Here is a 24,471-nt window from a genome sequence, read left to right as displayed (position 1 = left end):
AAATGCCCAGATTCATTCAGCGGTTATACCCTGAACGGATTTGGGCATTTTCGCGTGAAGAAAAATCCATTTACCTCACATTTGACGACGGCCCAATTCCTGAAGTAACCCCTTGGGTTTTGGATGAGTTAAAAAAGTACAATGCAAAAGCCACCTTTTTCTGCATAGGCGAAAATGTTCAAAAGCATCCCGAGATTTTCCAAAGAATTCTTTCCGAAGGGCATTCGGTGGGCAATCACACCTTTAATCATTTGAACGGTTGGAAAGCCACTTCCGAATATATTGAAAATGTTGACAAAGCTGAAGGACAGATGGGAAACAATTCAAAATTCAAGATTCAAGATATAAGATTATTCAGACCGCCCTATGGAAAAATCACTTCAAAACAAGCAAAAATTCTTCAGCGCAAAGGTTTTAAAATTGTGATGTGGGATATCATTAGCTATGATTATGACGCCAATACTTCTCCAGAAAAATGCCTTCAAAATGTACTGAAAAACATAAAGCCCGGAAGTGTAATCGTATTTCACGATAGCTTAAAGGCAGAAAAAAACCTTCGGTTTGTTTTGCCGAAGGTTTTGGAGGTTATAGATAAAAACAGGTTGAATTCTAGAATTATTAACAATCTTATTGTGCCGTGACATTTAACGAGAGAGTGTTTAAGTTACCGGAACCCACATTTCTTTCCACCCATATTTCTATATAATCATTTTTTTTAAGCTCAATTGAGGCGGCAATAGGTAAACTTAGGAGCCCTCCATCAGAAAATAAGGCTGTCGCACCCTTTCCATATACTCTAGTTTCATTAATAACCGATGCAGCACCTGTACCATTTCCCTTTGCAATATAAATAATAAGACCAAATGTATCGTCTGTGGCACTAAAAGAAGAAGATCCGAATATCTGAAAAAACCTTTTCTTTTCTCCTTTATACATAATTCGATTTTCACCCTCCTTTGTAAATCTGAATAGATTGGAGGAATTTGTTTCTACATTTAATTTTTTTGGTCCTGTGGTTGAAAATGTAGTCGGTGTATTTGTTTTTAAAACAATATTTCCCGTCGCAACATCGTCAGACTCTCTAGGAATCCCAGGACAGTTCACCGCCCAAGCATTGCTAAAATTATACCCAGGATATGTATTAGCAGCTCCATAGGCTTTTATATAAGTAGTACTCGTGCCTGAAAATACGGTTCCATTCATTACACCATTCGATACGGCCAAACCTGTTGTACTTACATCAATCGCAACAGCAGTTCCATTAACTGTACTAAAACCACTTACTTTTTCAATCAACCCAAAATTGCCAGTGAATTTTTCATATGTCCCATTATTTCCCCCAAACCACCCTTGATTGCTAAGCAGAAGATTTCCAATATTACTATAGGTTATTCCATTGGCATTATTTAGAAACTGAACAATATTTCCAAAATAAAGCCCCAACCCGGATATATTACCTACATCCGTGGTCATTCCATCTATAATTGTATTTTGTACAAGAAGTGAAGAGTTTGTGGAAATTCCAGGGCCGGTTATATTGAAAGCATGTGCACCCTTAATGGTAATATTTCTAATACTGCCACCTGTATTTCCTGCAAAAACAGTTCCGCTAGGTAAGACAACACATCTTCATTGGCATCAAGTCCCGCAACGTAGGCATTATTCAAATTTATTGATCCTGTTAACGTGATCGTTCCATTAATTTCATAATATGTATTGGAAAGCAAAGTGATCGTGCCACTAATGGGACTAGGCAGGTCTGCCGCGCTTTTTACCAAAACATAATTATTCCTTTGATTGGAACCCGAGTTTATTCTAATCCACGCACCGGGCGCAGGGGTTGTGTCATAATAATAAAACGATTCCAGAGATGTATCATAAACTAACAGACTATTGGCAGGAGTTGTTATTGCCAATCGTTGTGCGGTAGTCATCCTCGGGGTAAGCAAACCCTTTGTAGTGGAAGAAATATCAAGTGCCGAAGAGGCATTAGGGTTCGTTGTCCCAATTCCCACCTGCGCTTGGATAGCCGATGCGGAAAATAAAAAAACGAAAAGAACGATTCCTCCAATTAAGGAAGAAGGAATGTAGGATTTTTTCATAGCAGTTGGGGATAATGTAAAATTTTTCGGACAAATTAAAAGACTTAATCCGAATTTACAATCACTTTAACGATAAAATTTTAAAATTTTAACTTTTATTGTGGGAAATACAATAAACTAAAAGAAAGAGGGGGAAAAGAAGAAAATACTTATCAAAATACTCTTTTTTCCATATTTTTTTATGAAATAAAGGAATGTACTGATAAATAAATGAGGGGTTTAGAGGGTCTAAACATATTCGTTTACGAGACCAATTAGCGTATTGGCATCCTGTTCCCCGCTTTGGCGCCATTTCATTTCGCCATTTTTATAGATCATTAACGTGGGAAGTCCTTTAACCCGAAGTGCTTCGGCCAGTTCTTTGTTCTTTTCAACGTCAATTTTAATGACGCGGGCTTTGTCGCCAAGTGCAGCCGCAACATCTCTCAATACGGGGTGCATTTCCTTGCAGGCGTCGTCCCATTCCGCATAAAAGTCCAGCAGAACCGGAACTCTTGTTTCAATTAATTCTCCAAATTTTGACATTTGCCTAATGTGTTAGTTGAACAATTGTATTTACAAATATAACATTTCCCAATTATTATACGGTATTCTGTTTCTTTTTAAGTTGGATAACAGTGATTTCCGGCCAGATTCCCACCCTTCCCGGATAGCCCAAAAACCCGAAGCCCCGATTTACATTTATGAACCTTCCAAACTCTTCATAAATTCCTGCCCAGTTTTTATATCTGTACTTTATGGGGCTCCATTTTAATATTCCCGGTATTTCAATGCCAAACTGCATGCCGTGCGTATGGCCGCTCAACGTTAGATGAAAATGGCGCGGGTCTTTCTTCACCTTTGACTGCCAATGTGATGGGTCGTGGCTCATTAAAATTTTGAAATCGTCTTCCAAAATTCCTTGGCAGGCCTTGTCCAAATCGCCGGCCTGTTTAAATCCATTCTCGCCCCAATTTTCAACACCTATCAAAGCTATCTTTTGTCCGTTTTTTTTGAGATAGCGATTTTCATTCAAGAGCAAGTTCCAGCCCATGTCTTTTTGCAGCTTTTTTAAATTCTGAAGATTCCCAGCTTTTTCTGAATCGCTTTCCCATTTCACATAATCGCCATAATCATGATTCCCCAAAACCGAAAAGACTCCATGGGGAGCTTTTAATGTGGAAAAGAGTTGCTTCCAGTCGTTCATTTCATCGGCAATATTGTTTACCAAATCGCCCGTAAATAAGATTACATCACTTTTTTGTTCGTTGATCAGGTTTATAGCATATTCCACCTTGTTTCGGTTGTCAAAACTGCCACTGTGAATATCACTGATCTGTGTTAAGGTGAAACCTTCAAATTCCCCAGGCAAATCTTCAAACTCCAACACATATTTCAACACTTTGTAATTATATTTCCCCTGAATCATTCCATACAATAGCGATGTAAAAGGAATAGCGGCAATGCCCAAGGCGATTGTACTTACAAACTTTCTGCGGGAAGCCATAAATTGAGCTTCATCGCTACCGGCCACTTTCATGAATATTCCCGTAAAAAATCTACCTATATCCTCACCAAACATAAATACCACTATTATAAGTTTTGGGACAAAAAAGGTTAGAAAAATACCGAAGACATACATGGTGTTTATGTCCATAACCTTTCCGGCTCCCATGTTCGAGATTTGGTATATCAGCGCAGCCAAAATCAAGATTGAAAGCAAAACATATACGCCGTGTATCCAAGAATTCCTGGCGAGGGTGCGTACCGCCTGAAAGGCATATATATCAATAAGTATGTAGAAAATTATAAATAGAATCCAGCGCATAGATGTAAGAATTTTTAAAGATAATACGTTTTAAAAATCTGAAATGGCAGTTCACTTTAATTTAACGGTTTATATCTCCTTTCTTTTTAAATCTTAAGACCACTAGTTCTAATTGGAGAATTCCTTCAAGAAAAATCAATAAAAGAAAGCCCGCATTAGAAGTGCGGGCTATAGTTGAATAACTCCTGATTTTACTTTAAAATTAAGGGCCGATGATTTTTTTATTGTGCGAATTTTAGTTCGCCCTTGCTTTCCTGTTCCTTAAATTTCATGACAAGTTCCAACGCGTCCGGAATAACATCGCTACAACAAATAATCAAAGCACCTTTTTGGGCATTTTTGACTGCGTGGGTAATAGCTTCCTTTTCTGAAGGGATAATCGTAGTTTTCTTGTGCGGATCCTTCATTTTAATCCCCGCGTCCAGCATCTTAATTAGATCCTCCTCTGATTTTCCACGCAGATTTTTATCCTGCCTTATAATTATTTCGTCAAACATCTCGGCTGCAATGCTTCCCAGTTCATTGGTATCCTCTTCCCTTCTATCGCCTACACCCGCGATGATGCCCACTTTTACGGTTGCCTCCAAATTATTGGTGAAATCCTGTAGCGCGCGCATTCCGGCGGGATTGTGGGCATAATCCAATAGAATACTGAAATTTTCAAATTTAAAAAGATTCAACCTACCAGGAGTTTGAGATGCGGAGGGAATGAAAGTTTCCAAAGCCACTTTCATATCCTCAATTCCTATTCCGCGAACGTTTGCGGCTATTACGGCCGGAAGGATGTTCTGAATCATAAACGTCGCTTTTCCTCCATACGTCAACGGAATATTTTCGGCTTTCATAATACGCATCTTCCAAGTGCCCCTGCACAGGGTTACGTATCCATTTTCATAAATAGCAGTTATGCCACCTAATTTTTGAAGTGCCTTTATCCGCGGATTTTCCTCATCCATAGAAAAAAGCGCCAAGTTGCAATTGATACTTCTTCGCATTTCATAAACCAAATCGTCATCAGCATTTAAAATGGCATAGCCGTCCGGCAAAACGGTTTCGGGAATTACCCCTTTTACCTTTGCCAATTGTTCTATGGTATGTATTCCCTTCAGTCCTAAGTGGTCTGCCGCAACATTTGTAACGATGCCCACATCGCACTTTTTAAAACCAAGTCCCGCACGCAACAACCCTCCACGGGCACATTCCAGAACCGCAAAATTCACGGTAGGATCTTTTAATACGAATTCGGCACTTGCGGGCCCCGTACAATCTCCCTTCATCAACAATCTATTCTGAATATAAACGCCATCACTGGTGGTGTAACCTACTCTGTATCCCTTCATTTTTGCCATATGCGCTATAAGGCGCGTGGTGGTAGTTTTGCCATTGGTACCCGTAGTGGCAATAATAGGAATACGTCCCGTATTTCCCTGTTGCGGAAATAATTTATCTACCACCGGGGCTGCAACATTTCGTGGCAAACCAGTAGTTGGTGCAAGGTGCATTCTAAATCCAGGGCCCGCGTTTACCTCCAGTACCGCTCCGCCCGTTTCCTCCAAAGGCTTGCTTATGTCTGTGGTCATTATATCAATTCCACAAATGTCGAGGTCTATTATTTTTGAAATGCGCTCCGCCATGGAAACGTTAGAAGGATGCACAATATCCGTAACATCCTCTGCCGTACCGCCCGTACTCAAGTTTGCCGTATCCTTTAAGATTACAGTTTCACCCTTTGCAGGAACGGAATCTTCAGTATATCCCTTTACGGCAATAATGGTTTTGGTTAAATCATTAATAGTGATTTTTGTGAGTACATTTTCGTGCCCGTAACCACGACGGGAATCTTTGTTCACCTCATCAACCAATTCCTTTATTGTCGATTTTCCATCTCCCACTACATTTGCCGGGGTGCGTTTGGCAGCCGCAACCAAAACATTGTTGATCACCAAGAGGCGGTAATCTTCGCCCGTGATGTATTTTTCAACAATTACTTTTGAAGAAACATTTTTTGCGGTGTGGAATGCCACTAAAGCATCTTCATAATTTTTAATGTTTACCGTTATTCCGCGACCGTGGTTTCCGCCCACCGGTTTTACAACCAAGGGAAACCCAACGTATCTACAGGCAGCCTCCAAACTGCTCTCACGACCAATAATATCACCACGGGGAACGAGCACCTCAGCTTGCTCCAGAAGATATTTGGTGTCTTCCTTGTCGCAGGCTATTTCAACACCTATACTGCTCGTTTCAGAAGTTACCGTGGCCTGAATTCTTTTCTGATTGGCGCCATAACCCAGTTGGCAAAGCGAGTATTTATTTAAACGAATCCACGGAATGCCGCGAGCTTCAGCCTCTTCAACAATAGAACCTGTACTGGGCCCTAAACGCTCATCCTCGCGGATTTCGCGCATCCGCTGGATATCTGCTTCCAAATCGTAACTATCTCCCGAAATAAGCGCCTTGCAAATATCAACAGCTGCTTTGGCGGCGTAGCGACCCACATTTTCTTCAATATAACTGAAAACCACATTGTAAACGCCCTTTTCTCCATAACCACGCGTTCTACCGAAACCTGTATCCATATCGGCCAAAGTTTGTATTTCCAAGGCTATATGCTCAATAACGTGGCCCATCCAAGTGCCTTCCTCCACGCGTTGGAAAAATCCGCCCGGTTCCCCCACGCTGCAACGATGGCTGTACATGCTGGGAAACATCATTTTAAGCCGATCATTAAACCCGTCAATCTTGTTTGAAGGAAGTTCTTCCATCTCTTCCAGATCCAGAACCATTACAATTAATTTATTACGGCTTATAGACCAGTAATTTGGTCCCCGCATGGCGTTGATTTCTCTAATTCGCATAAGTGGATGGATTTGTTAGTTTAGTTCGAATTTGATAAATATATGATTAATTTTTATAACAATTACCGTATTTTTGCCCGCAAATCAAATAAATTCATGAGCGTAAAAGGCACACTGATCCCCATAGGTGGAAATGAAGACAAAGGAAATGGAGAAAATGAAAGATATACGCTGGAATATATACAGCGGGGTATTTTGGCACGCGTGGTACGTGAAAGTGGCGGCATAGATGCACATATAATCGTAATTCCCACAGCATCCAGTATTCCGGTGGAAGTGAGCGAGAACTACCTTTCTGCATTCCAAAAATTGGGTTGCAAGAATGTGAAAATCATGGATATTAGAAGCCGCGAGGAAGCTGAAAATCCCGAATTCCTCAATTTGATGAAAGAAGCCAACTGCGTTATGTTTTCAGGTGGCGATCAATCCAAAATAGTGAAGTACATAGGCGGCACTACGCTGAACCAAATTATAAAGGAAAAATACGAAAATGAAGAATTCGTAATTGCCGGAACCAGCGCGGGCGCCATGTGCATGAGCGAGGAAATGATTACCGGCGGTGGCGTGCAGGAAGCCTTTACTAAAGGCGCGGTTAATATGGGCAAGGGTATGGGTTACATTCCAAATTTCATAATTGATTCGCACTTTATTCGCCGTGGCCGCTTCGGAAGGCTGGCGGAGGCGGTAGCCCGTTTTCCCATGAAAATTGGAATCGGCCTTGCCGAAGACACAGGTATGGTCATCAAAAACCGAAACAACTGCGAAGTAATAGGCTCCGGGATGGTCATTCTTTTTGACCCACGCAGGCTAATACACAATAATCGTGACGTGGTGCCGGAGGGTTCCCCTATGTCAATAACAAATTTGAAAACACATATTTTGGCCAACGGCGATAAACTGGACATTAAGGAGAAGCGTGTGCATATTTCGCCCATCCATTTGGAAATGACAGACGTTGAAACCTTGTAGCGATTAGCTATATATTGTCTGTTGAAATAAGCGGTGGGAAAGAAAGCATCAATCTCTATAAATACTAATCTCCTTTTTTTCCTCGGAGGTCTTAAAAGCACGGTACATTCCCTCGGTATTGAAGGGCATCGCAATGTTTCCGTCGGCATCAACGGCAATCAAACCGCCATCGCCGCCAATTTCCAAAACTCTTTTGTTGATTACTTCGGAAGCGGCTTCTTCCACGGACATTCCTTTGTATTCCATCAAGCAAGAAACATCATACGCCACCACGCCACGGATAAAGTATTCACCACTGCCCGTACAGCTCACGGCACAGGTCTTATTGTTAGCATACGTACCCGCGCCAACCATTGGGCTGTCGCCTACACGGCCCCAACGCTTGTTGGTCATCCCTCCGGTTGAGGTTGCGGCGGCAATATTCCCCTTTTTATCACAGGCCACTGCGCCCACGGTGCCAAACTTGCCTTCCTTTTTCATACTGTGGTCCAACTGAAATTTGTCGCTGTCCTTTATATTTTGCCATTGTTGGTAGCGGTGTTCGTCATAGAAATACTCCGGGGTTTCCAATGTATAGCCCAAGCTTTTTGCAAACCGCATCGCGCCTTCGCCTGCCAAAAAAACGTGCTCGGTTTTTTCCATTATATCGCGCGCCAAGGAGATTGGGTTTTTAATTCCCGTTATCAATGAAACCGCACCTGCATCCAGCGTTTTCCCATCCATAATTGCGGCGTCCATTTCGTGGGTGCCATCGTTGGTGAAAACGCTTCCTTTTCCCGCGTTGAAAAGCGGGGAATCCTCCAAATGGTTTACGGCAGTTTCCACCGCATCCATCGCCGACCCGTTATTTTCTAAAATTGCATAGCCCTTTTCAAGCGCTTCATTTAAGGCAATTTTATATGCTTCCTCTTTTTCCGGGGTCATCAAGCCCTTTACGAGCGTTCCGGCGCCGCCGTGGATTACTAGGGAATATTTTTTCATCTGAAATATTTTAGGGCGGAAAAATACGAATTGCAATTCAATTAATTTCGCACCATTGAAGAAGTTTTGTAGTTTTGGAATTCGTCTAAAAAATCCAAAATGTCCACCCAAAAACGCCTTTTCCTTCTCGATGCTTACGCCCTTATTTTTCGAGGGTATTACGCACTTATAAAAAATCCAACTATTAACTCCAAAGGGCAGGACACTTCTGCCATTATGGGGTTTCTCAATTCGCTTTTTGATGTTATCCGCCGCGAACGCCCCGACCATTTGGCCGTTTGTTTCGACAAGGACGGAAGCACCGAACGCACCGAAATGTTTGCGGATTACAAAGCAAACCGAGATGAAACGCCTGACGTAATCCGTCAATCCATCCCGATTATCCAAGAAATAATTAAGGCAATGCACATTCCCTGCGTGGAACTTTCAGGCTTGGAGGCTGATGATATTATCGGCACCCTTGCGCAACAGGCAGAAAAACAGGGATACCAAGTTTTTATGGTTACGCCCGATAAGGATTTTGGCCAATTGGTAACCGAAAATATTTTTATGTACCGTCCCGCACGAATGGGCAACGCCATTGAGATTTGGGGCATTCCGGAAGTTCAAAAACGTTTTGGCGTTGAGCGCCCCGAGCAGGTAATCGATTATCTCGGAATGATGGGCGATGCCAGTGATAACATTCCCGGCCTACCGGGCGTAGGCGAAAAAACCGCAAAGAAATTCATCGCGGAATTTGGCTCCATGGAAAACCTCTTGGCAAATACACATAAGCTGAAAGGCAAAATGCGGGAAAAGGTGGAAGAAAATGCCGAGTTGGGACTCCTGTCCAAAAAACTCGCCACAATCTGCACCACTTGCGATGTTACTTTCAATGAAAAAGATTACGAGCTCTCCATGCCCGATGGCGAAAAAGTACAGCAGATTTTTGAGGAACTGGAATTCCGAAGATTGAAAGAGCAGTTTTTAAAACTGTTTTCAGAAGAAGGCGCTGCGGAAAAAGTGACGCAGATTTCAAATTCTGAAACCGCGAAAAAAACAACCGCTTCGTCCGCAGGCAGTGGTCAATTTTCACTTTTTGGCGGCGATGGCGAAGCAGCCGAAGAAATAAAAAGCTATAATTCCCGTGCTACTATTGAAAATACCGAACATTTCTATCAAACCGTACAGGCCGGAATGGGCACCAAACTGTTTCTTCAGAATTTGATGAAGCAAAAGAGTGTGTGTTTTGATACCGAGACCACAAGTTTGAATCCGTTGGAAGCAGAACTTGTCGGCATTGCTTTTTCTTGGGAAAAGGGAAAAGGGTTTTACATTCCGTTTCCAGAAAATAAAGAAGAAGCGCAACAGCTTTTGGAAGCACTACGTCCGTTTTTTGAAGATGAATCCATTGAAAAGATTGGTCAGAATTTGAAATACGACATCAAGGTTTTGGCGAAATATAACATTTCAGTTAAAGGAAAATTGTTCGACACCATGCTCGCGCATTATCTTATAAACCCAGATATGCGCCACAATATGGACGTTCTCAGCGAAACGTATTTGAATTACACCCCCGTTTCCATTACGGAATTGATTGGCAAAAAAGGAAAGAACCAACTCAATATGCGCGATGTTGAAATTGAGAAACAGACCGAATATGCCGTGGAGGATGCCGATGTAACATTTCAATTGAAGGAACATTTCGAAAAAGAGCTGGGTGAGGCAAATACCCAAAAACTGTTTGACGAGATTGAAGTGCCGTTGCTTCGGGTTTTGGCGGCTATGGAATTGGAGGGCATCAATCTGGACAAAGATTTCCTCCAAAACCTTTCGGAAGCGTTGGACAGGGATATTCTTCAACTTGAAAAATATATTTATGAAGAAGCTGGTGAAACCTTCAACATCGCTTCGCCAAAACAGTTGGGCGATATTCTCTTCGGAAAAATGAAACTGATAGACAAGCCGAAAAAAACCAAAACGGGGCAATACTCCACCGCCGAGGACGTGCTTTCCTATTTGGCGAAAGACCATAAAATAATCCGCGATGTTTTGGAATATCGAGGGCTCACCAAGCTGAAAAGCACCTATGTTGATGCGCTTCCGGGGCAGGTGGAACCAACGACTGGCAGAGTTCACACAGATTATATGCAGACCGTCGCGGCCACGGGCCGTTTGAGCAGCAACAATCCGAACTTGCAGAATATTCCAATTCGCACCGAACGCGGACGCGAGGTGCGAAAAGCGTTTATCCCCAGAAACGAGGATTACGTTTTAATGGCGGCGGATTATTCGCAAATAGAACTCCGCATTATTGCCGCGTTGAGCGAAGAGGACAATATGATTGAAGCCTTTAAAAATGGCGAGGATATTCACGCCTCCACGGCTTCAAAAGTTTTTAATGTTCCTTTAAGTGAAGTGACCCGCGAACAACGAAGCAATGCCAAAACCGTAAACTTTGGGATTATTTACGGCGTTTCAGCTTTCGGCCTCAGCAACCAAACCGACCTGTCCCGAACAGAGGCGAAGGATTTGATTGACACCTATTATAAAACCTATCCAAAACTTCGGAATTTTATAAGTGAACAAATTCAGTTTGCCCGTGAAAATGGTTATGTGCAAACCGTTTTGGGAAGAAGACGCTATTTAAAAGACATCAACGGAAGCAACCAGGTAGTACGTGGTGCCGCGGAACGAAACGCCGTAAATGCTCCAATCCAGGGAAGTGCGGCGGATATTATTAAAATTGCGATGATCAACATTCACAAAAAGTTGGAAGCAGAAAATTACAAAAGCAAAATGCTGCTTCAAGTGCATGATGAATTGGTCTTTGACGCCTATAAACCTGAGCTTGAAAAACTAAAAACCATGGTAAAGCACGAAATGGAACACGCTTATAAACTTACCGTGCCGTTGGATGTAGATTTGGGCGTTGGGGAGAATTGGCTGGAGGCGCATTAAACGCCTTGCGGCGAAAATCCCAAAAGGACAAATTCCAAATACCAAATTCCAAAAATTTATTTTTTATAAATAAAATATTGCACCCCAAAGACCCAAATGAAAAATATTATGAAAAAGACCATTACAGTTTTAACATTGTTGCTTAATATAATTGTTATTTACGCCCAAGACCCGAGCATTCTTTGGCAGCGGACTATTGGGGGGAGTGAATGGGATCAACCAGCTTTTATCACACCAACAAATGATGGGGGATTTGCAGTTGGAGGTTATTCAGAATCTAACATTTCAGGAGAAAAAACTGAAAATTCTAGAGGAGGTTACGATTATTGGATATTAAAACTTGATAACTCGGGTAATATTCAATGGCAAAGAACCTTAGGTGGCAGTGAGGATGATTACTTAAGAAAAATCATTCAAACATCGGATAATGGCTTCTTATTACTAGGTTATTCTAGTTCTGATATATCTGGTGATAAAACTGAAAATTCTCTAGGAGGAACAGATTATTGGATACTAAAGCTGGATGAAGCAGGAAATATAATGTGGCAAAACACAATAGGAAGTAATGAAAATGACACGGTTTCAGACGTTGAACAGGCAGCAGATGGAAGTTTTTTAATTGGCGGCACAGCTTCTTCAGAAATATCTGGAGACAAAACAGTTGTAGGCGATATATGGATTCTAAAATTAGATGCAAATGGAAATATTTTATGGCAAAAGGGATATGATTTTTTTGCGAATTCTTTTTTAAGCAATGCTAAATTAACCAACGATGGCGGTTTTATATTAGCCGGTACGGGAACACCTGGTATTTTTAGTGATTATATTGTTTCTAAATTAAATATAAACGGCGGCTCTATGTGGGAAAAAATTTATGGTGGAGATGGAGAAGATTTTTTGACAAATTTTATATTAACAGATGACGGAGGATATATGGCGATTGGGCAATCAAATTCTGATGCTTCTGGAGATAAGACGGAAGATTCGCAAGGTTTTCAAGATTATTGGGTGTTAAAGTTAGATTCAACTGGCAACATTATTTGGCAAAATACTATTGGCGGAGCCTCAGGTGACATTCCCCTTACGGTTCTAGAAACTTCTGATGGAGGATATTTTATCAGCGGAAGCTCTCTTTCAAATATTTCTGGGGATAAAACAGATAACACATTTGAAGACAGCCAGAGTTTCTGGATATTGAAACTTAATTCTGTAGGCATAATTGAATGGCAAAATGATATAGATGGCTCGTTGGGGGAAAGACTTCCAAAAGCAATTCAAAATAACGATGGTAGCTTTATGATTTGCGGCCAATCTTCTTCAAATATATCTGGAGATAAAACTGAAAATAGTAGAGGGGAAGCTGATTTTTGGATTATAAAACATGCTGCAACCTTAGGCTTAGAAGAAAATCCTTTCAACACCACAATAACCCTCTACCCCAACCCAGCAAAAAACAAATTGCAACTAAATACCCAAGAGAAAACCATAGACCAAATAAACATTTACACAATCACGGGCAGCAAAGTTTTGCAACTGGAGGTTAACACCGTTTCCCCAGCCATAGATGTCTCCAGCTTGGCTTCCGGAGTTTATTATTTGCAGCTGTATTCCGGGAAAAATGTGGCTTTGAAAAAGTTTGTGAAAGAATAAATTTAATTCTGAATTCAGAATTCAGAATTCAGAATTATTTTGGTCTTATGTCTTACGTCTTTCAGCGACCTGTGCTGAGCCTTCCTGCCGGCAGGCAGGCCTGTCGAAGTAAGCGGTCTTAAGTCAAGTTTTTCAAAGAAAATTTATTTCCCACCCCTTGCTTTTCAAATAAATAACACTACATTTGCACCCCTCTTAGACAAAATCCGTTTTGTTTAAAGGGTGAGAAACAATGATTTATTAACCTATTGACAAAAAACTAATGGATACATTAAGTTACAAAACAGTATCTGCTAACAAGAATACCGTTGTAAAAGAATGGTTGCTAGTAGATGCGGACGGCCAGGCATTGGGTCGTCTTGCCAGCGAAGTTGCTAAATTACTTCGTGGAAAGCACAAGCCAAGTTTCACCCCTCACGTAGATTGTGGTGATAACGTAATTATTATTAACGCCGGTAACGTAAAACTTACAGGCAACAAATGGAATGACAAAACGTACATTCGCCACACAGGCTATCCCGGTGGGCAACGTAGTCTTACCGCTACCGAAATGTACAAAAAAGACCCTGCAAGGCTTGTTGAAAAAGCTGTGAAAGGTATGCTCCCTAAAAACAAATTGGGCGCAGAAATGTTCAGAAACCTAAAAGTGTATGCAGATGCAAACCACGGACAGGAAGCACAGAAACCTAGAACTATTAACCTTAACGACAACAAGTAATGGAGACAATTCACAAAATAGGCAGAAGAAAGACCGCTGTTGCACGTGTGTACCTTAAAGAAGGTAAAGGAAACATTACCATCAACAAGCGCGAGTTGGAAAACTACTTTCCAACTGGAACACTTCAGTATAAAGTAAAACAACCTTTAACACTTACAGATAACGAGAAGACTTTCGATATTTCGGTAAATGTATTTGGAGGTGGAATCACAGGACAGGCAGAAGCCATCCGTCTTGCAATTTCCCGCGCTATGTGCGAGCTTAACGATGAAAATCGTGGCATCCTTAAACCAGAAGGTTTGCTTACAAGAGACCCAAGAATGGTAGAGCGCAAGAAATTCGGACAGAAGAAAGCGCGTAAGAAATTCCAGTTCTCTAAACGTTAATATTACTCAACTAGATTGGGTATCTCTTTGGGGATACCCAATTAAAGTTGAAAAGTTCATATTCATTATTAATTAAAAAAGCTGTTATCCGTCTTTGGCGGAGTTAGTTTAGCATCTAAACCAAATCCATAATTTAGGAACAGGTTGCTATCCTTTCACAGAACGTAAACTAAAACAAAATGGCAAAAAAAGTAGAAGTAAAAGACTTACTTGAAGCTGGTGTGCACTTTGGCCACCTAACCCGCAAATGGAACCCAAACATGGCGCCGTATATCTATATGGAGCGCAACGGGATCCACATTATCAACCTTTACAAGACCGCTGCAAAAATCGAGGAGGCCAATGCCGCCCTAAAGAAAATTGCGGCCAGTGGACGCAAAATTCTTTTTGTAGCTACCAAAAAACAAGCAAAAGACATTGTTGCTGAAAAAGCAAAGAACGCAAACATGCCCTACATCACTGAAAGATGGCCAGGCGGTATGCTTACCAACTTTGTAACTATCCGTAAGGCCGTTAAGAAAATGGCTTCTATTGATAGAATGAAGCAGGACGGTACTTTCAACACCCTTTCAAAGAAAGAGCGTTTGGCCGTAGATCGTCTTCGTGCTAAATTGGAAAAGAACTTAGGTTCCATTTCTGATATGAGCCGTCTTCCCGCAGCACTTTTTGTGGTGGACACAACCCGCGAGCACATTGCGGTTGCAGAAGCTATGAAATTGAACATCCCGATCTTCGCAATGGTTGATACCAACAGTGACCCACGGGTTATTGATTACGTAATCCCATCTAACGATGATGCTTCAAAATCTATCGAGAGCATTATGAGTTTTGTTTCTGAAGCTATTATTGAAGGGCTTTCTGAAAGAAAAGCTGGTAGTGATGACGATAGCGATGATGAAGAAGGAATGGCAAAAAAAGCCAAAGCTCCCAAAAAGGAGAAAGAAGCTAAAAAAGTAAAAGCCGAAGTTCCTTCAACTGACGAAGAAGACGTAGAAGATATGAAAGAGGCAAAGAAGCCTGTGCGTCAAAAATCAAAGAAAGAAGTTCTTAAGGAAGAAGAATAGTAGAGGCGCATGGACGTGCGTCTCAAAAGGGAAGCACGGACGTGCATCTCATACGAAAACCACAATAAAAAAAGTACAGACACAATATATTGTGTCTCAACACTAAAAATTTATAAAAATGGCAAACATAACAGCCGCAGAAGTAAATAAACTAAGACAAGCCACCGGCGCCGGAATGATGGACTGTAAAAAGGCATTGGTCGAGGCAGACGGAAATATGGAAGAAGCAATATCTATCCTTAGAAAGAAAGGACAGAAAATTGCAGAAAAAAGAGCAGACCGCGACTCTAGCGAGGGTGTGGCTACAGCAAAAGTAAATAGCGATAACACAAAAGGTGTGGCTATTTCATTAAACTGTGAAACTGACTTTGTTGCCAAAAACGATTCTTTTGTTGAAATGGCAAACAAAATGGCCGAGATTGCACTGAATACATCTTCAAAAGATGAGTTTTTGGCTGCAGATTTTGGCGGAATGACCGTTGCTGAAAAATTGACTGAGCAAACTGGTGTTATAGGTGAGAAGATAGAAATAGGCGGTTACGAAATTTTGGAAGCTCCATTTGTAGGTTCGTACGTTCACGTAAACAAGATTGCTGCTTTAACTGGTCTTTCAAAAGCCGTTGATAACGCTGAGGAATTGACAAAAGATGTTTCTATGCAAGTGGCTTCTATGGGTGCTACTACCCTTTCTTACAAAGACTTTGATCCTGCTTTTGTAGAATCTGAAACTGAAGCGCGTATTGCAGCTATCGAGAAAGACAATATTGAGTTGGGCCGTTTGGGCAAGACACTTAAAAACGTTCCCAAATTCATTTCAAGAGCGCAATTGACTCCTGAAGTTTTGGCACAGGCCGAAGCTGATGCAAAAGCTGAATTGAAAGCTGAAGGCAAGCCAGAGCAAATCTGGGACAAAATCCTTCCGGGGAAATTGGAGCGCTTCATCAGCGATAACACTACGCTTGACTACGAAAAAGCGTTGCTTGACCAGAACTTTATTAAGGACGACAAAAAGAGCGTTGCAGATTACGTAAAAACGTATGGCGATGTAGAAATTGTAGGCTTTAAGAGAGTTTCTTTGGCGTAAACTACAAGCATATTTTAAATGAAAAGAGGCTGATTGATTTCAGCCTCTTTTTTTGTTTGCTTACCACGCATACACGAATTGTACTTTTTATTATAGTTGAAAGCGGAAGGTAATAGTATAAGTGCGGACGCAAGAAGTGTTAAAGCCAACGCTAGAATTGTTAAAGCGGAAACAAGAATTGTTAAAGCCAATGTGAGAAGTGTTAAAGCGGAGGCTAAAATATATAAGGCGGTCGCAAGATTTGTTAATGCGCCCGCCATTATATAAAAAGCGGAGGGCAGATTTGTTAAAGCGGAAGCAAAATGTATAAAAGTTGCAACGAGAATATAAAAAGTTGATGCGCTATTTATGAAAATCCTGCTTTCTGTTTAGATTGTAAACCCTATTATTAACTGAATGGGCGGAGGTTCAATCTTTATACTTTTTAAACTTGATGCCCTTTATTTGATTGTACTCTGCGCTGGAGGCTCCGAAAAGGGACTTGACGTATTTTTTTACATCGAGGGCGGTGTCTACCAGACCTGTGTTTTCTTGATAGAGAATTCTGTTTCTTTCCAGACGGGCGTTGCTCACTGCGGTGTCTGCGCTTGCCTCTTGGTTGTTTTTATTGCTTAAATCTTGGGCGCGGGCCTGAAGGGATGTTATTTGCAGTTCGGTTTCGTTTGGGGCGTAGCTTGGTTCTGAGGCCAAGACGGAGATTAGACCTTCGAAATGCTGGATGAGCTGATCATAAGACTGTTGGCTGGCGCTGATCCTTCGGGGAGCAGGCACGTTTGGGTCTAGGGGTTCTTCTTTAGTGGCCCGCTGGCCTTGGATCTTGCGGTTGTAGCCTTTGGCATCGTCTATTTTTTCTTGGGATGCGTCTGTGGCCTCCAAGGCGTTTACAAGGCGGGTGCTGAGGGGGCGTAGGTCTGCGAAGGCTTCTACCCTGCTGTTTACAGCATCATTGTATGCCGTGTTTAGGTTGATTACGTTTTGCAGGCTGGCGTTTGCCGTGGCGTGCAGGGCGGTGAGCTGTTCTGCGGTTAGACTGTTTTTTGAGGGGTTGTAGATGGGGCCATAGCCTTCTACAAAGGCGATTAGGTCTTGGAAGTTCGCTACATTTTTAGCGTGGCCTACTTCTGAATTTGATGCCATTTTTTTAGTATTTAGATGTTAGTATTGAGTATGTGAATTTGTGAGTTTGTGAATGGGTTATTGTTTTATGAATTTTTTGATTGTTGTGTTGCCGTTTTCGTCTTCTATGTTTAGAAAGTAGATGCCGCTGACAAGTTGGGAGACATCTACTGCCGAGTTCTGGTCTTGAAGCTCCAAAATTTTTGTGCTTAAAAGTTTGCCTTGTACGTTATAAATTTTCAGGGTAATATTTTCAGATGTGTTATCTGAAGTTAAAAACATTTCATTATTGGCTGGGTTGGGGTAAATGGAGAATGTAGAAACGCCAAATTCCGATACGCCAAGGATGCAATCTTCGGAATAAATAAAATCTGCTGCTATGTACCAGCCATTATAAGGGGCTTCATTATTTGTGGCGGCTACCGCATCATCAACCTTCACACAATCCAATTCCGTAAGCTGGCAAGGTGTTCCTTCAAAATCACAGCTTAAAAGTACGTTCAAAATTGCATTATGGCCATTTTTTAGATTTAACTCTTCCAATAAAAATAAATTTTCAGCGTAAAGTGATTCTAAATTTATATTGTTAGAAAGGTTTAAAGATGTTATATTCATGTTTGCAAATCCATCCCAATTGGAACAGATTAATTCCTTAATTTGAATATTATTACTTAAATCCAGACTGCTTAGAATATTATTGGTAACATCCAGATTTTCAAGAGAGGCAAATCCTTCAACACCAGTTAAATCTTCTATCCCTTTATTTATCAATTCTAGGGTCGTTACGTCCTGTATATCTGTCGTTAACACTTGACCATTTAACGTGCCATCGCTATCAATGCCCAAATCAATCAACGCTTGTTCAAAATTTGGATCTGGGATTTGGGTTGTTTGCGCATAACCAGCTGTGCATATACTAAATAGAAATATTAAAAAATAAGTTTTCATAATAATAGATTTTTAAGATTATTGTTTTAAGAGGTTTTTAGTATCCTGTATTTCTCCATCGCATACTAAAATTATGGAATATAAGCCAGTAGGGCGGGTAGTAAGGTCAAGAGCAATTTCATTTTGGGTTGTGTTTAGTATATAATTGTCCGATGCGCCGGTGCTTTGGTTCAAGACCATAATATAGGCAGAATTTACCCCTTCGACCATATAATCGATACTTAAAAGTGAACTCACTGGATTGGGAGCCATGCTTATAATCCGGTATGGATTTACTGTAACCGTCACTTCATCATAATCTTTTAATCCGTCTAAATCTGAAATAATTTCAAGTTTGTATTGTTGGGTTATTTCGGGTGCTATGGTCAATGTAGTTCCAATATATATGAGGGTTCCATCTGGAGCGTACCAATTATAAACAGCATCCTCATTAATATCATCTGCCTGAAGGGTTATGCTTTCATTCCTTTCTATTTCTTTATTATCGCCCGCATCTGCTTCAAAAGACGGTCTGGGCAGTTTTTTTATTTCAAAAGTTTCGCCGCCAATAACTTTATTGGTTGCTTTATCTCTTTGAATTACTTGATAAACATAATACTGCTTGCCAGTAAGTTGTGCCGTTAAAAAGTTAAATGTAATATAAGCGGTTCCGTATCCATTGGCCTCAAGAGCGATATTATCAATCACGACATTATTACCTGTAGCTATTAACTTATGATTGTTTGCTGTGGTGAGAAAATTTGTACCACTGCCAGTGCCTCTTTCCCAAGCGTCATAAAGTATATCATCCATTTCTATACCTATTTCTGCCTCTTGGTAAATTGGTTTTCCAGGTTCATTAGGTGATGCCAAAAGCTCTAAGCTGTAATTTTTCGCTACATTTGTGGGATTACTTACACCAATTACAGCGCCTATACTTGGACTGTCTGGGTTAATTCTAATCACAGTGGTATTTTTCCAAGCTATGTTGTTATTATTTTTAACATTATCTGTAATGAACGTACCCTCGGGATAGGTCATTGGGTCGTTACTGGATTCGATACGTGCCAAAAGACAGAAATGCCACGGATTTGGATTGCTACTATAATCTGCAGGATTGGGCACATACCATTCAAATTCCAGAATAGATTCTTGACCAGATGCGATTGGAGGAATGGTTAACGTCCCTAAAGGACCTCCCATTGGAATACCCCCAATAACCACTCCTCCATTCCAGGATATCGGCCAATCGAGAGCAGTATTTGCTTTTGCCCAATATAATTTCAATTGGTCATTGCCGGAAGAAGGGCTACAACCTTTATTCCTCACTTTAACGTAAACATAATTGGGACTGGATGGGTAATATATGGGATTTTGATGTTCTTGTATAACCATGCCGTCATTTGTATTTCTAACCCAAATATCTTTACTGTTCCAGAAAACATCCGTATGAATATTGGGTTCTTGGCCAATATCATCTACCATATCTTCTACATATAGGTCATAATCCTTATCTGCCATTACAGCGCTGAATCTTCCTTGATAATCGCTTTCAATAGTTTCATGCATTCTAATCTTTTGACCGGAAGAAAAAATTCTCCCGCAATTTGAATTTGAGTAGGCCATCATATTCTTAATATCGGCTTGGGTTATTGTATAAGACGATCCTCCACAATCTTTAAAAAATCGACGGTCGGGTCATTAATCCTCCCGTCTGGCGCATACAAGCAGTTGGGAACATCTGTATAAGCATCTCTAATGGCCGGATTATAACGTAAATAATTTATTTCTGTCTGTGTAAATCCATAATCCGCAAGTGCCTGTGCAATCGCTGTGGCATTAATTAACCCATTGAAGCCGTTCGGATTTTTGGCAATCTGAATACCGTCCGACCAAATAGGAACAAGCCCGGCCTCGAGTAAAGCGTAAGCATAATAGCTATGCTGTTCTAAATTGAAGTTAGGAACTGCATTGGTATCAATAACCATATCACCTGCCATATGAGCATTATATTCGGGGTCACTTGGAATGCGGGTTACACGTTCGCAGTTAAGGGGATCAGGTCTACTATTTCCGGGCCCAAAAGTGTGGTGTAAGTTAAAACAGTGGCCTATTTCATGGGGTAAAATTGTTCCTATTGCAATTAAGGAACCTGTCATAGCTATTTTTGTATTTTTAAGCCACGATTCCCCCGCTCCTTGAATTAATTCATGGGGAGCATATATATTAAAGGCATCTGATTTTACATAGCCGTTATTTTCTGCATAAAGATTTATGTTATATAAATTTGATCCGGTGTGGTGAGCGGTTGAATTTATAGTATCCATTCCAGTCAGATTAAAACAGATGTTAAAAGGCTTATAATATGAATTTAAAAGAGCAACACTTGCTTTTGCCTTCTCTAAGGTTACAGGCCATCCAGGCTGGCTATAAGAACCATCACTTTTATTTATTCTCCCGTAAAAAATATTAAAAGTCCTACTTGGAAAATTATTTATATAGGAAGGGGAGGTAGATTTACTATAAGCCCCTAATGTGTCCGGGGTATAATTGGTAGGGGTAATGCATAAGTTATCAGTCTGGGAATATGCAAATCCAGAAAACATGAGTATTAAAAATAAAAGAAATGCATAATCTTTAAGGCGTGTGGGCGTGTGGGCGTGTGGGCGTGTGCTTTCATACTTTGGTCGATTAAAGTTAGTTAATTTCTTAAAATTATGCTAAAAAAATTAAATATAAAATAGGATTTTCCCTGTTTTTTGCAGGGGGATTTCCCTGTATGAAATTAAGTTTTTTCCTACAAAAAAGAAAACCCTCGGAAGTGTTACCTCCCAAGGGTTTTAATTTGTTTTAAAATAAAAAGGTCTCCACTGCACTCGACGGGACAACTTAATCCTAAATTATTCCTTTATAATATTTCTTACTGCTCTTTTCCCTTTTGAAGAAATTACGGCAACATACATTCCCGAACTTAGCGCTTCAAGATTTAAAGTTGCAGTCTCGGCCAAAGGAGAAATTTCCAGAACACTTCTTCCCAAGAGATCAAAAAGCGCAACGCTTTCAATTTGTGAGCTGGCCTTGATATACAATTGCCCGGTCGTGGGGTTTGGATATATTGATATATTTAAAGAATCCAATTCATTAACACCCAAATTCGTATTCACCCCAAAAATAGTTTCATAGGTATTTCCGGCAAATTCAGCAGTAATGGTATAGACCCCATCTGGCCAACTGCCATCTACAGGATATTCCCATTGCGCATAGGCTCCGGTATAGAATGGCCAAGGCGATGTAAATACATAATCATAGAGTATGGAATTATCGGGCCTTCGTACTGTTATATGAGTGTCGCTATCAGTCTGAAGGTCTCGATAAAAAATTCGAAAGTAAACTATTTCTCCGGGTTCAAAATTTAGCTCTTCATAGGTGTTTTCCACAATCCCACAATCATCGTCAAAATTTGTGGAGTTATGGGTGGAAAGGTGATTTATTGCCGGAACATAGTAATCTGGCTGATTGACGAACCAGCTATCGAAATTCATACTATTGCACGGACCTTGATAGGGGTCTATTAAATTATTGCCCGCATCATAAATTTCAAAATGCAAATGCGGAATGGTACTGCTGCCCGAGCTACCCGCAGCGCCCAGATATTCACCTTCAGACACGGTGTCGCCAATATTTTTTGAGGTAATGGCTCCATCCTTAAAGTGCCAATACCATGCTTGGGAACCATCGGAATGTTCTATTATGATGCCGTTCCACTTGGGATTGCCGTTGTTCACGCAGTTCAGGTCAAAATGCCCATCGCGTTTGTCGATAATAGTACCTGGGGCAGCGGCCACTACTTCCATAACTTCCTCTTGCATCCGTTTCCAAGGATAGGGCCAGAGCACATAGTCTGTACCTTCATGGTTACCGGTTGCCCAATCATAACTGCGTTGACCACATTCATAGTCCAACAGATTTCCATTCGGCGTTAAGTTGTGATCTACTTGATTATTTACTATATAATATCCATAGTCATCAAAACCGGCTTTGGCGCGAAGGGGCATAACAAATAAAGGCGAATTCCCTTTGTGCTGAAAAGCATTTGGGTTTTGCCGGAGTATGCGCTCCTTGTTCAGCGCAATTTGACGGCGCACTTCCTGTCTTTGCGCATCGGTTATACATTCGGTTTTCTCAATACTTGGAGTGTGCAGGCTTGGGGCATTCGGCGGCACAAGCTTCCCCGAATTTTGGGAAATCATTGCGGTCGAAATTCCAAAAATCAAATAAAATAATGGTGTTTTCATACTGTGAAATTTTAAGGATTATAAATGGTTAAACATTCCTACATCGGGCAAATGGGTAATTTGTCATCACGAAATCCAAACTTTCCAATTATAGAATGTGACTCTATTTCAAAAAAACTACTTTTTCAATTCCTTCCACAGCATCAATAATTTTCATTATTTTTGCCCCAGCAAACCCAGATTATGCAATACAAAAGAATACTATTGAAACTTTCCGGAGAGGCCTTAATGGGCGATCAACAATATGGCATAGACCCCGTTCGCCTAAAGGAATACGCCCAAGAGATAAAACAGATTACCGATAAAGGCGTACAAGTGGCTATCGTAATAGGCGGCGGAAACATTTTCAGGGGCTTGGCGGGCGCCAGCAGCGGCATGGACCGGGTGCAGGGCGACCATATGGGAATGCTGGCAACCGTAATAAACGGACTGGCGCTTCAAAGTGCCTTGGAAAATGAAGAGGTGCCCACACGCCTACAGAGCGCCATTAATATTAATGAGGTTGCGGAGCCTTTTATCCGCAGGAAAGCCATTCGGCATTTGGAGAAGGGACGCGTGGTTATTTTTGGAGGCGGCACCGGAAATCCTTATTTTACGACAGATTCGGCAGCAGTTCTGCGGGCCATTGAGATAGGTGCCGATGTTATTTTGAAAGGAACCCGAGTAGATGGAATCTATACCAGCGACCCAGAAAAAGATAAGCTGGCAACAAAATTTGATTTTATCAGTTTTGAAGATGTATTGCAAAAAGGCCTGAAAGTGATGGATACCACAGCCTTTACCCTAAGCCAGGAAAATGAGCTGCCAATCATCGTGTTTGATATGAACACCAAAGGAAACCTATTAAAGGTTATTTCCGGTGAAAAGATTGGCACGAAGGTGAATTTGTAAAAAGTAGCCACGAATATTTTTATTGCACGATTTCGTGGCAAAAATATAGTGAATTTTGAACCCGGAATTTTGAATTAACATGGAAGACGAAATAGATTTTATAATAGACGGCACAAAAGAAGCAATGGGCAACGCCATTAAGCATCTTGAAAAGCAATTGGTAAACATTCGTGCCGGCAAGGCTTCACCTTCAATGGTTGGCAGCGTAATGGTAGATTATTATGGCAGTCCAACGCCTTTGAGCCAAGTGGCAAACGTGAGCACTCCAGACGGGATGACCATAAGCATCCAGCCGTGGGAGAAGCAGATGATTCCAGAAATAGAACGCGGAATCCACCTTGCCAATATAGGTTTCAACCCCATGAACAATGGCGAAAGCGTGATCATTAACGTACCGCCACTAACGGAGGAGCGCAGAAAGGAATTAGCAAAACAGGCAAAGGCCGCTGCGGAAGAGGCAAAAATCGGCGTTCGCAATGACCGTAAAAACGCAAACAACGACTTGAAAGCCTTGGAAATATCCGAAGATCTTAAAAAAAGTCTGGAAGAGGACATTCAGGAAATGACCGATACCCATATAAAAAGGATCGATGAGATTTTGGCAAAAAAAGAAAAAGAAATTATGACTGTGTAATGCAGACATCGTTAAACTAAATACAATAAAGCGGCATAATGGCCGCTTT

21 protein-coding genes are annotated in these 24,471 nt (G+C 41.1%); 10 read left to right on the top strand and 11 right to left on the bottom strand.

Features of this window, described 5'->3' with window-relative positions; all coding sequences use genetic code 11:
• Positions 1-2: 2 nt before the first annotated feature.
• Positions 3-641 carry a polysaccharide deacetylase family protein gene (locus MB09_RS00685; RefSeq protein ID WP_045078943.1) on the top strand — a complete coding sequence of 213 codons (639 nt, stop codon included), beginning with the start codon at positions 3-5 and terminating at the stop codon, positions 639-641.
• Here the strand turns inward: MB09_RS00685 and MB09_RS16320 are convergent.
• From MB09_RS16320 to cphA, 5 genes are all read right to left on the bottom strand, one after another.
• Positions 628-1,473 (bottom strand): hypothetical protein, encoded by an 846-nt coding sequence (locus tag MB09_RS16320; protein WP_240484787.1) that lies wholly within the window; start codon positions 1,471-1,473, stop codon positions 628-630. The genes MB09_RS00685 and MB09_RS16320 overlap by 14 nt on opposite strands.
• A gap of 59 nt (positions 1,474-1,532) precedes the next feature.
• Positions 1,533-2,102: a hypothetical protein gene (locus MB09_RS16315; RefSeq protein ID WP_240484786.1), complete on the bottom strand. Its 570-nt coding sequence runs from the start codon at positions 2,100-2,102 to the stop codon at positions 1,533-1,535.
• A gap of 228 nt (positions 2,103-2,330) precedes the next feature.
• Entirely contained in the window at positions 2,331-2,627 is a 297-nt protein-coding gene (locus MB09_RS00675) for a thioredoxin family protein (protein WP_045078942.1), read from the bottom strand.
• Positions 2,628-2,682: 55 nt separating this feature from the next.
• Positions 2,683-3,909, bottom strand: coding sequence for a metallophosphoesterase (locus MB09_RS00670; RefSeq protein ID WP_045078941.1), 1,227 nt, complete (start codon positions 3,907-3,909; stop codon positions 2,683-2,685).
• Between the two features lie 221 nt (positions 3,910-4,130).
• Complete coding sequence (gene cphA, locus MB09_RS00665; RefSeq protein WP_045078940.1) at positions 4,131-6,767, bottom strand: cyanophycin synthetase; 2,637 nt, start codon at positions 6,765-6,767, stop codon at positions 4,131-4,133.
• A gap of 96 nt (positions 6,768-6,863) precedes the next feature.
• Here cphA and MB09_RS00660 point away from each other — a divergent pair, with 96 nt between their 5' ends.
• The gene (locus tag MB09_RS00660) at positions 6,864-7,736 is read left to right on the top strand and encodes a cyanophycinase (RefSeq protein ID WP_045079316.1); all 873 of its coding nucleotides are present in this window, start codon (positions 6,864-6,866) and stop codon (positions 7,734-7,736) included.
• Between the two features lie 48 nt (positions 7,737-7,784).
• Here MB09_RS00660 and MB09_RS00655 read toward each other — a convergent pair whose 3' ends face one another.
• Positions 7,785-8,717 (bottom strand): isoaspartyl peptidase/L-asparaginase family protein, encoded by a 933-nt coding sequence (locus MB09_RS00655; RefSeq protein ID WP_045078939.1) that lies wholly within the window; start codon positions 8,715-8,717, stop codon positions 7,785-7,787.
• 99 nt (positions 8,718-8,816) lie between these two features.
• Between MB09_RS00655 and polA the strand changes: the two genes are divergently transcribed.
• The 6 genes from polA (at position 8,817) to tsf (ending at position 16,559) form a co-directional block, all read left to right on the top strand.
• Positions 8,817-11,657: a DNA polymerase I gene (polA, locus tag MB09_RS00650; RefSeq protein WP_045078938.1), complete on the top strand. Its 2,841-nt coding sequence runs from the start codon at positions 8,817-8,819 to the stop codon at positions 11,655-11,657.
• 108 nt (positions 11,658-11,765) lie between these two features.
• Positions 11,766-13,307, top strand: a complete 1,542-nt coding sequence (locus MB09_RS00645; RefSeq protein ID WP_165586661.1) for a T9SS type A sorting domain-containing protein — start codon at positions 11,766-11,768, stop codon at positions 13,305-13,307.
• Positions 13,308-13,569: 262 nt separating this feature from the next.
• Positions 13,570-14,025, top strand: coding sequence for a 50S ribosomal protein L13 (gene rplM / locus MB09_RS00640; RefSeq protein ID WP_045078936.1), 456 nt, complete (start codon positions 13,570-13,572; stop codon positions 14,023-14,025).
• Positions 14,025-14,411, top strand: coding sequence for a 30S ribosomal protein S9 (rpsI, locus tag MB09_RS00635; protein WP_045078935.1), 387 nt, complete (start codon positions 14,025-14,027; stop codon positions 14,409-14,411). Before rplM ends, rpsI begins: the two co-directional genes overlap by 1 nt.
• A 179-nt stretch (positions 14,412-14,590) precedes the next feature.
• The gene (gene rpsB, locus MB09_RS00630) at positions 14,591-15,475 is read left to right on the top strand and encodes a 30S ribosomal protein S2 (RefSeq protein WP_045078934.1); all 885 of its coding nucleotides are present in this window, start codon (positions 14,591-14,593) and stop codon (positions 15,473-15,475) included.
• A gap of 118 nt (positions 15,476-15,593) precedes the next feature.
• The gene (gene tsf / locus MB09_RS00625; protein WP_045078933.1) at positions 15,594-16,559 is read left to right on the top strand and encodes a translation elongation factor Ts; all 966 of its coding nucleotides are present in this window, start codon (positions 15,594-15,596) and stop codon (positions 16,557-16,559) included.
• A 408-nt stretch (positions 16,560-16,967) separates the two neighbouring features.
• On the opposite strand, the gene MB09_RS00620 is transcribed toward tsf, so the two are convergent.
• The 5 genes from MB09_RS00620 to MB09_RS00600 form a co-directional block, all read right to left on the bottom strand.
• Positions 16,968-17,696, bottom strand: coding sequence for a hypothetical protein (locus tag MB09_RS00620; RefSeq protein ID WP_045078932.1), 729 nt, complete (start codon positions 17,694-17,696; stop codon positions 16,968-16,970).
• A 57-nt stretch (positions 17,697-17,753) separates the two neighbouring features.
• Entirely contained in the window at positions 17,754-18,623 is an 870-nt protein-coding gene (locus MB09_RS16310; protein ID WP_045078931.1) for a T9SS type A sorting domain-containing protein, read from the bottom strand.
• Positions 18,624-18,641: 18 nt separating this feature from the next.
• Positions 18,642-20,171: a hypothetical protein gene (locus tag MB09_RS00610; protein WP_131459789.1), complete on the bottom strand. Its 1,530-nt coding sequence runs from the start codon at positions 20,169-20,171 to the stop codon at positions 18,642-18,644.
• Positions 20,172-20,251: 80 nt separating this feature from the next.
• Complete coding sequence (locus MB09_RS00605; RefSeq protein ID WP_045078929.1) at positions 20,252-21,208, bottom strand: hypothetical protein; 957 nt, start codon at positions 21,206-21,208, stop codon at positions 20,252-20,254.
• A 294-nt stretch (positions 21,209-21,502) separates the two neighbouring features.
• Positions 21,503-22,897 (bottom strand): peptidoglycan DD-metalloendopeptidase family protein, encoded by a 1,395-nt coding sequence (locus tag MB09_RS00600; RefSeq protein WP_045078928.1) that lies wholly within the window; start codon positions 22,895-22,897, stop codon positions 21,503-21,505.
• Positions 22,898-23,080: 183 nt separating this feature from the next.
• On the opposite strand from MB09_RS00600, the gene pyrH reads away from it, so the two are divergent.
• Complete coding sequence (gene pyrH / locus MB09_RS00595; RefSeq protein WP_045078927.1) at positions 23,081-23,788, top strand: UMP kinase; 708 nt, start codon at positions 23,081-23,083, stop codon at positions 23,786-23,788.
• A 79-nt stretch (positions 23,789-23,867) separates the two neighbouring features.
• Positions 23,868-24,422: a ribosome recycling factor gene (gene frr, locus MB09_RS00590; protein ID WP_045078926.1), complete on the top strand. Its 555-nt coding sequence runs from the start codon at positions 23,868-23,870 to the stop codon at positions 24,420-24,422.
• The last annotated feature ends 49 nt before the right edge of the window (positions 24,423-24,471 follow it).

Source organism: Aequorivita vladivostokensis (assembly GCF_000952855.1).
Lineage (GTDB): Bacteria > Bacteroidota > Bacteroidia > Flavobacteriales > Flavobacteriaceae > Aequorivita > Aequorivita vladivostokensis.
Note: the sequence above shows the minus strand (reverse complement) of the source record. Positions and strands in the feature narration are given on the sequence as shown.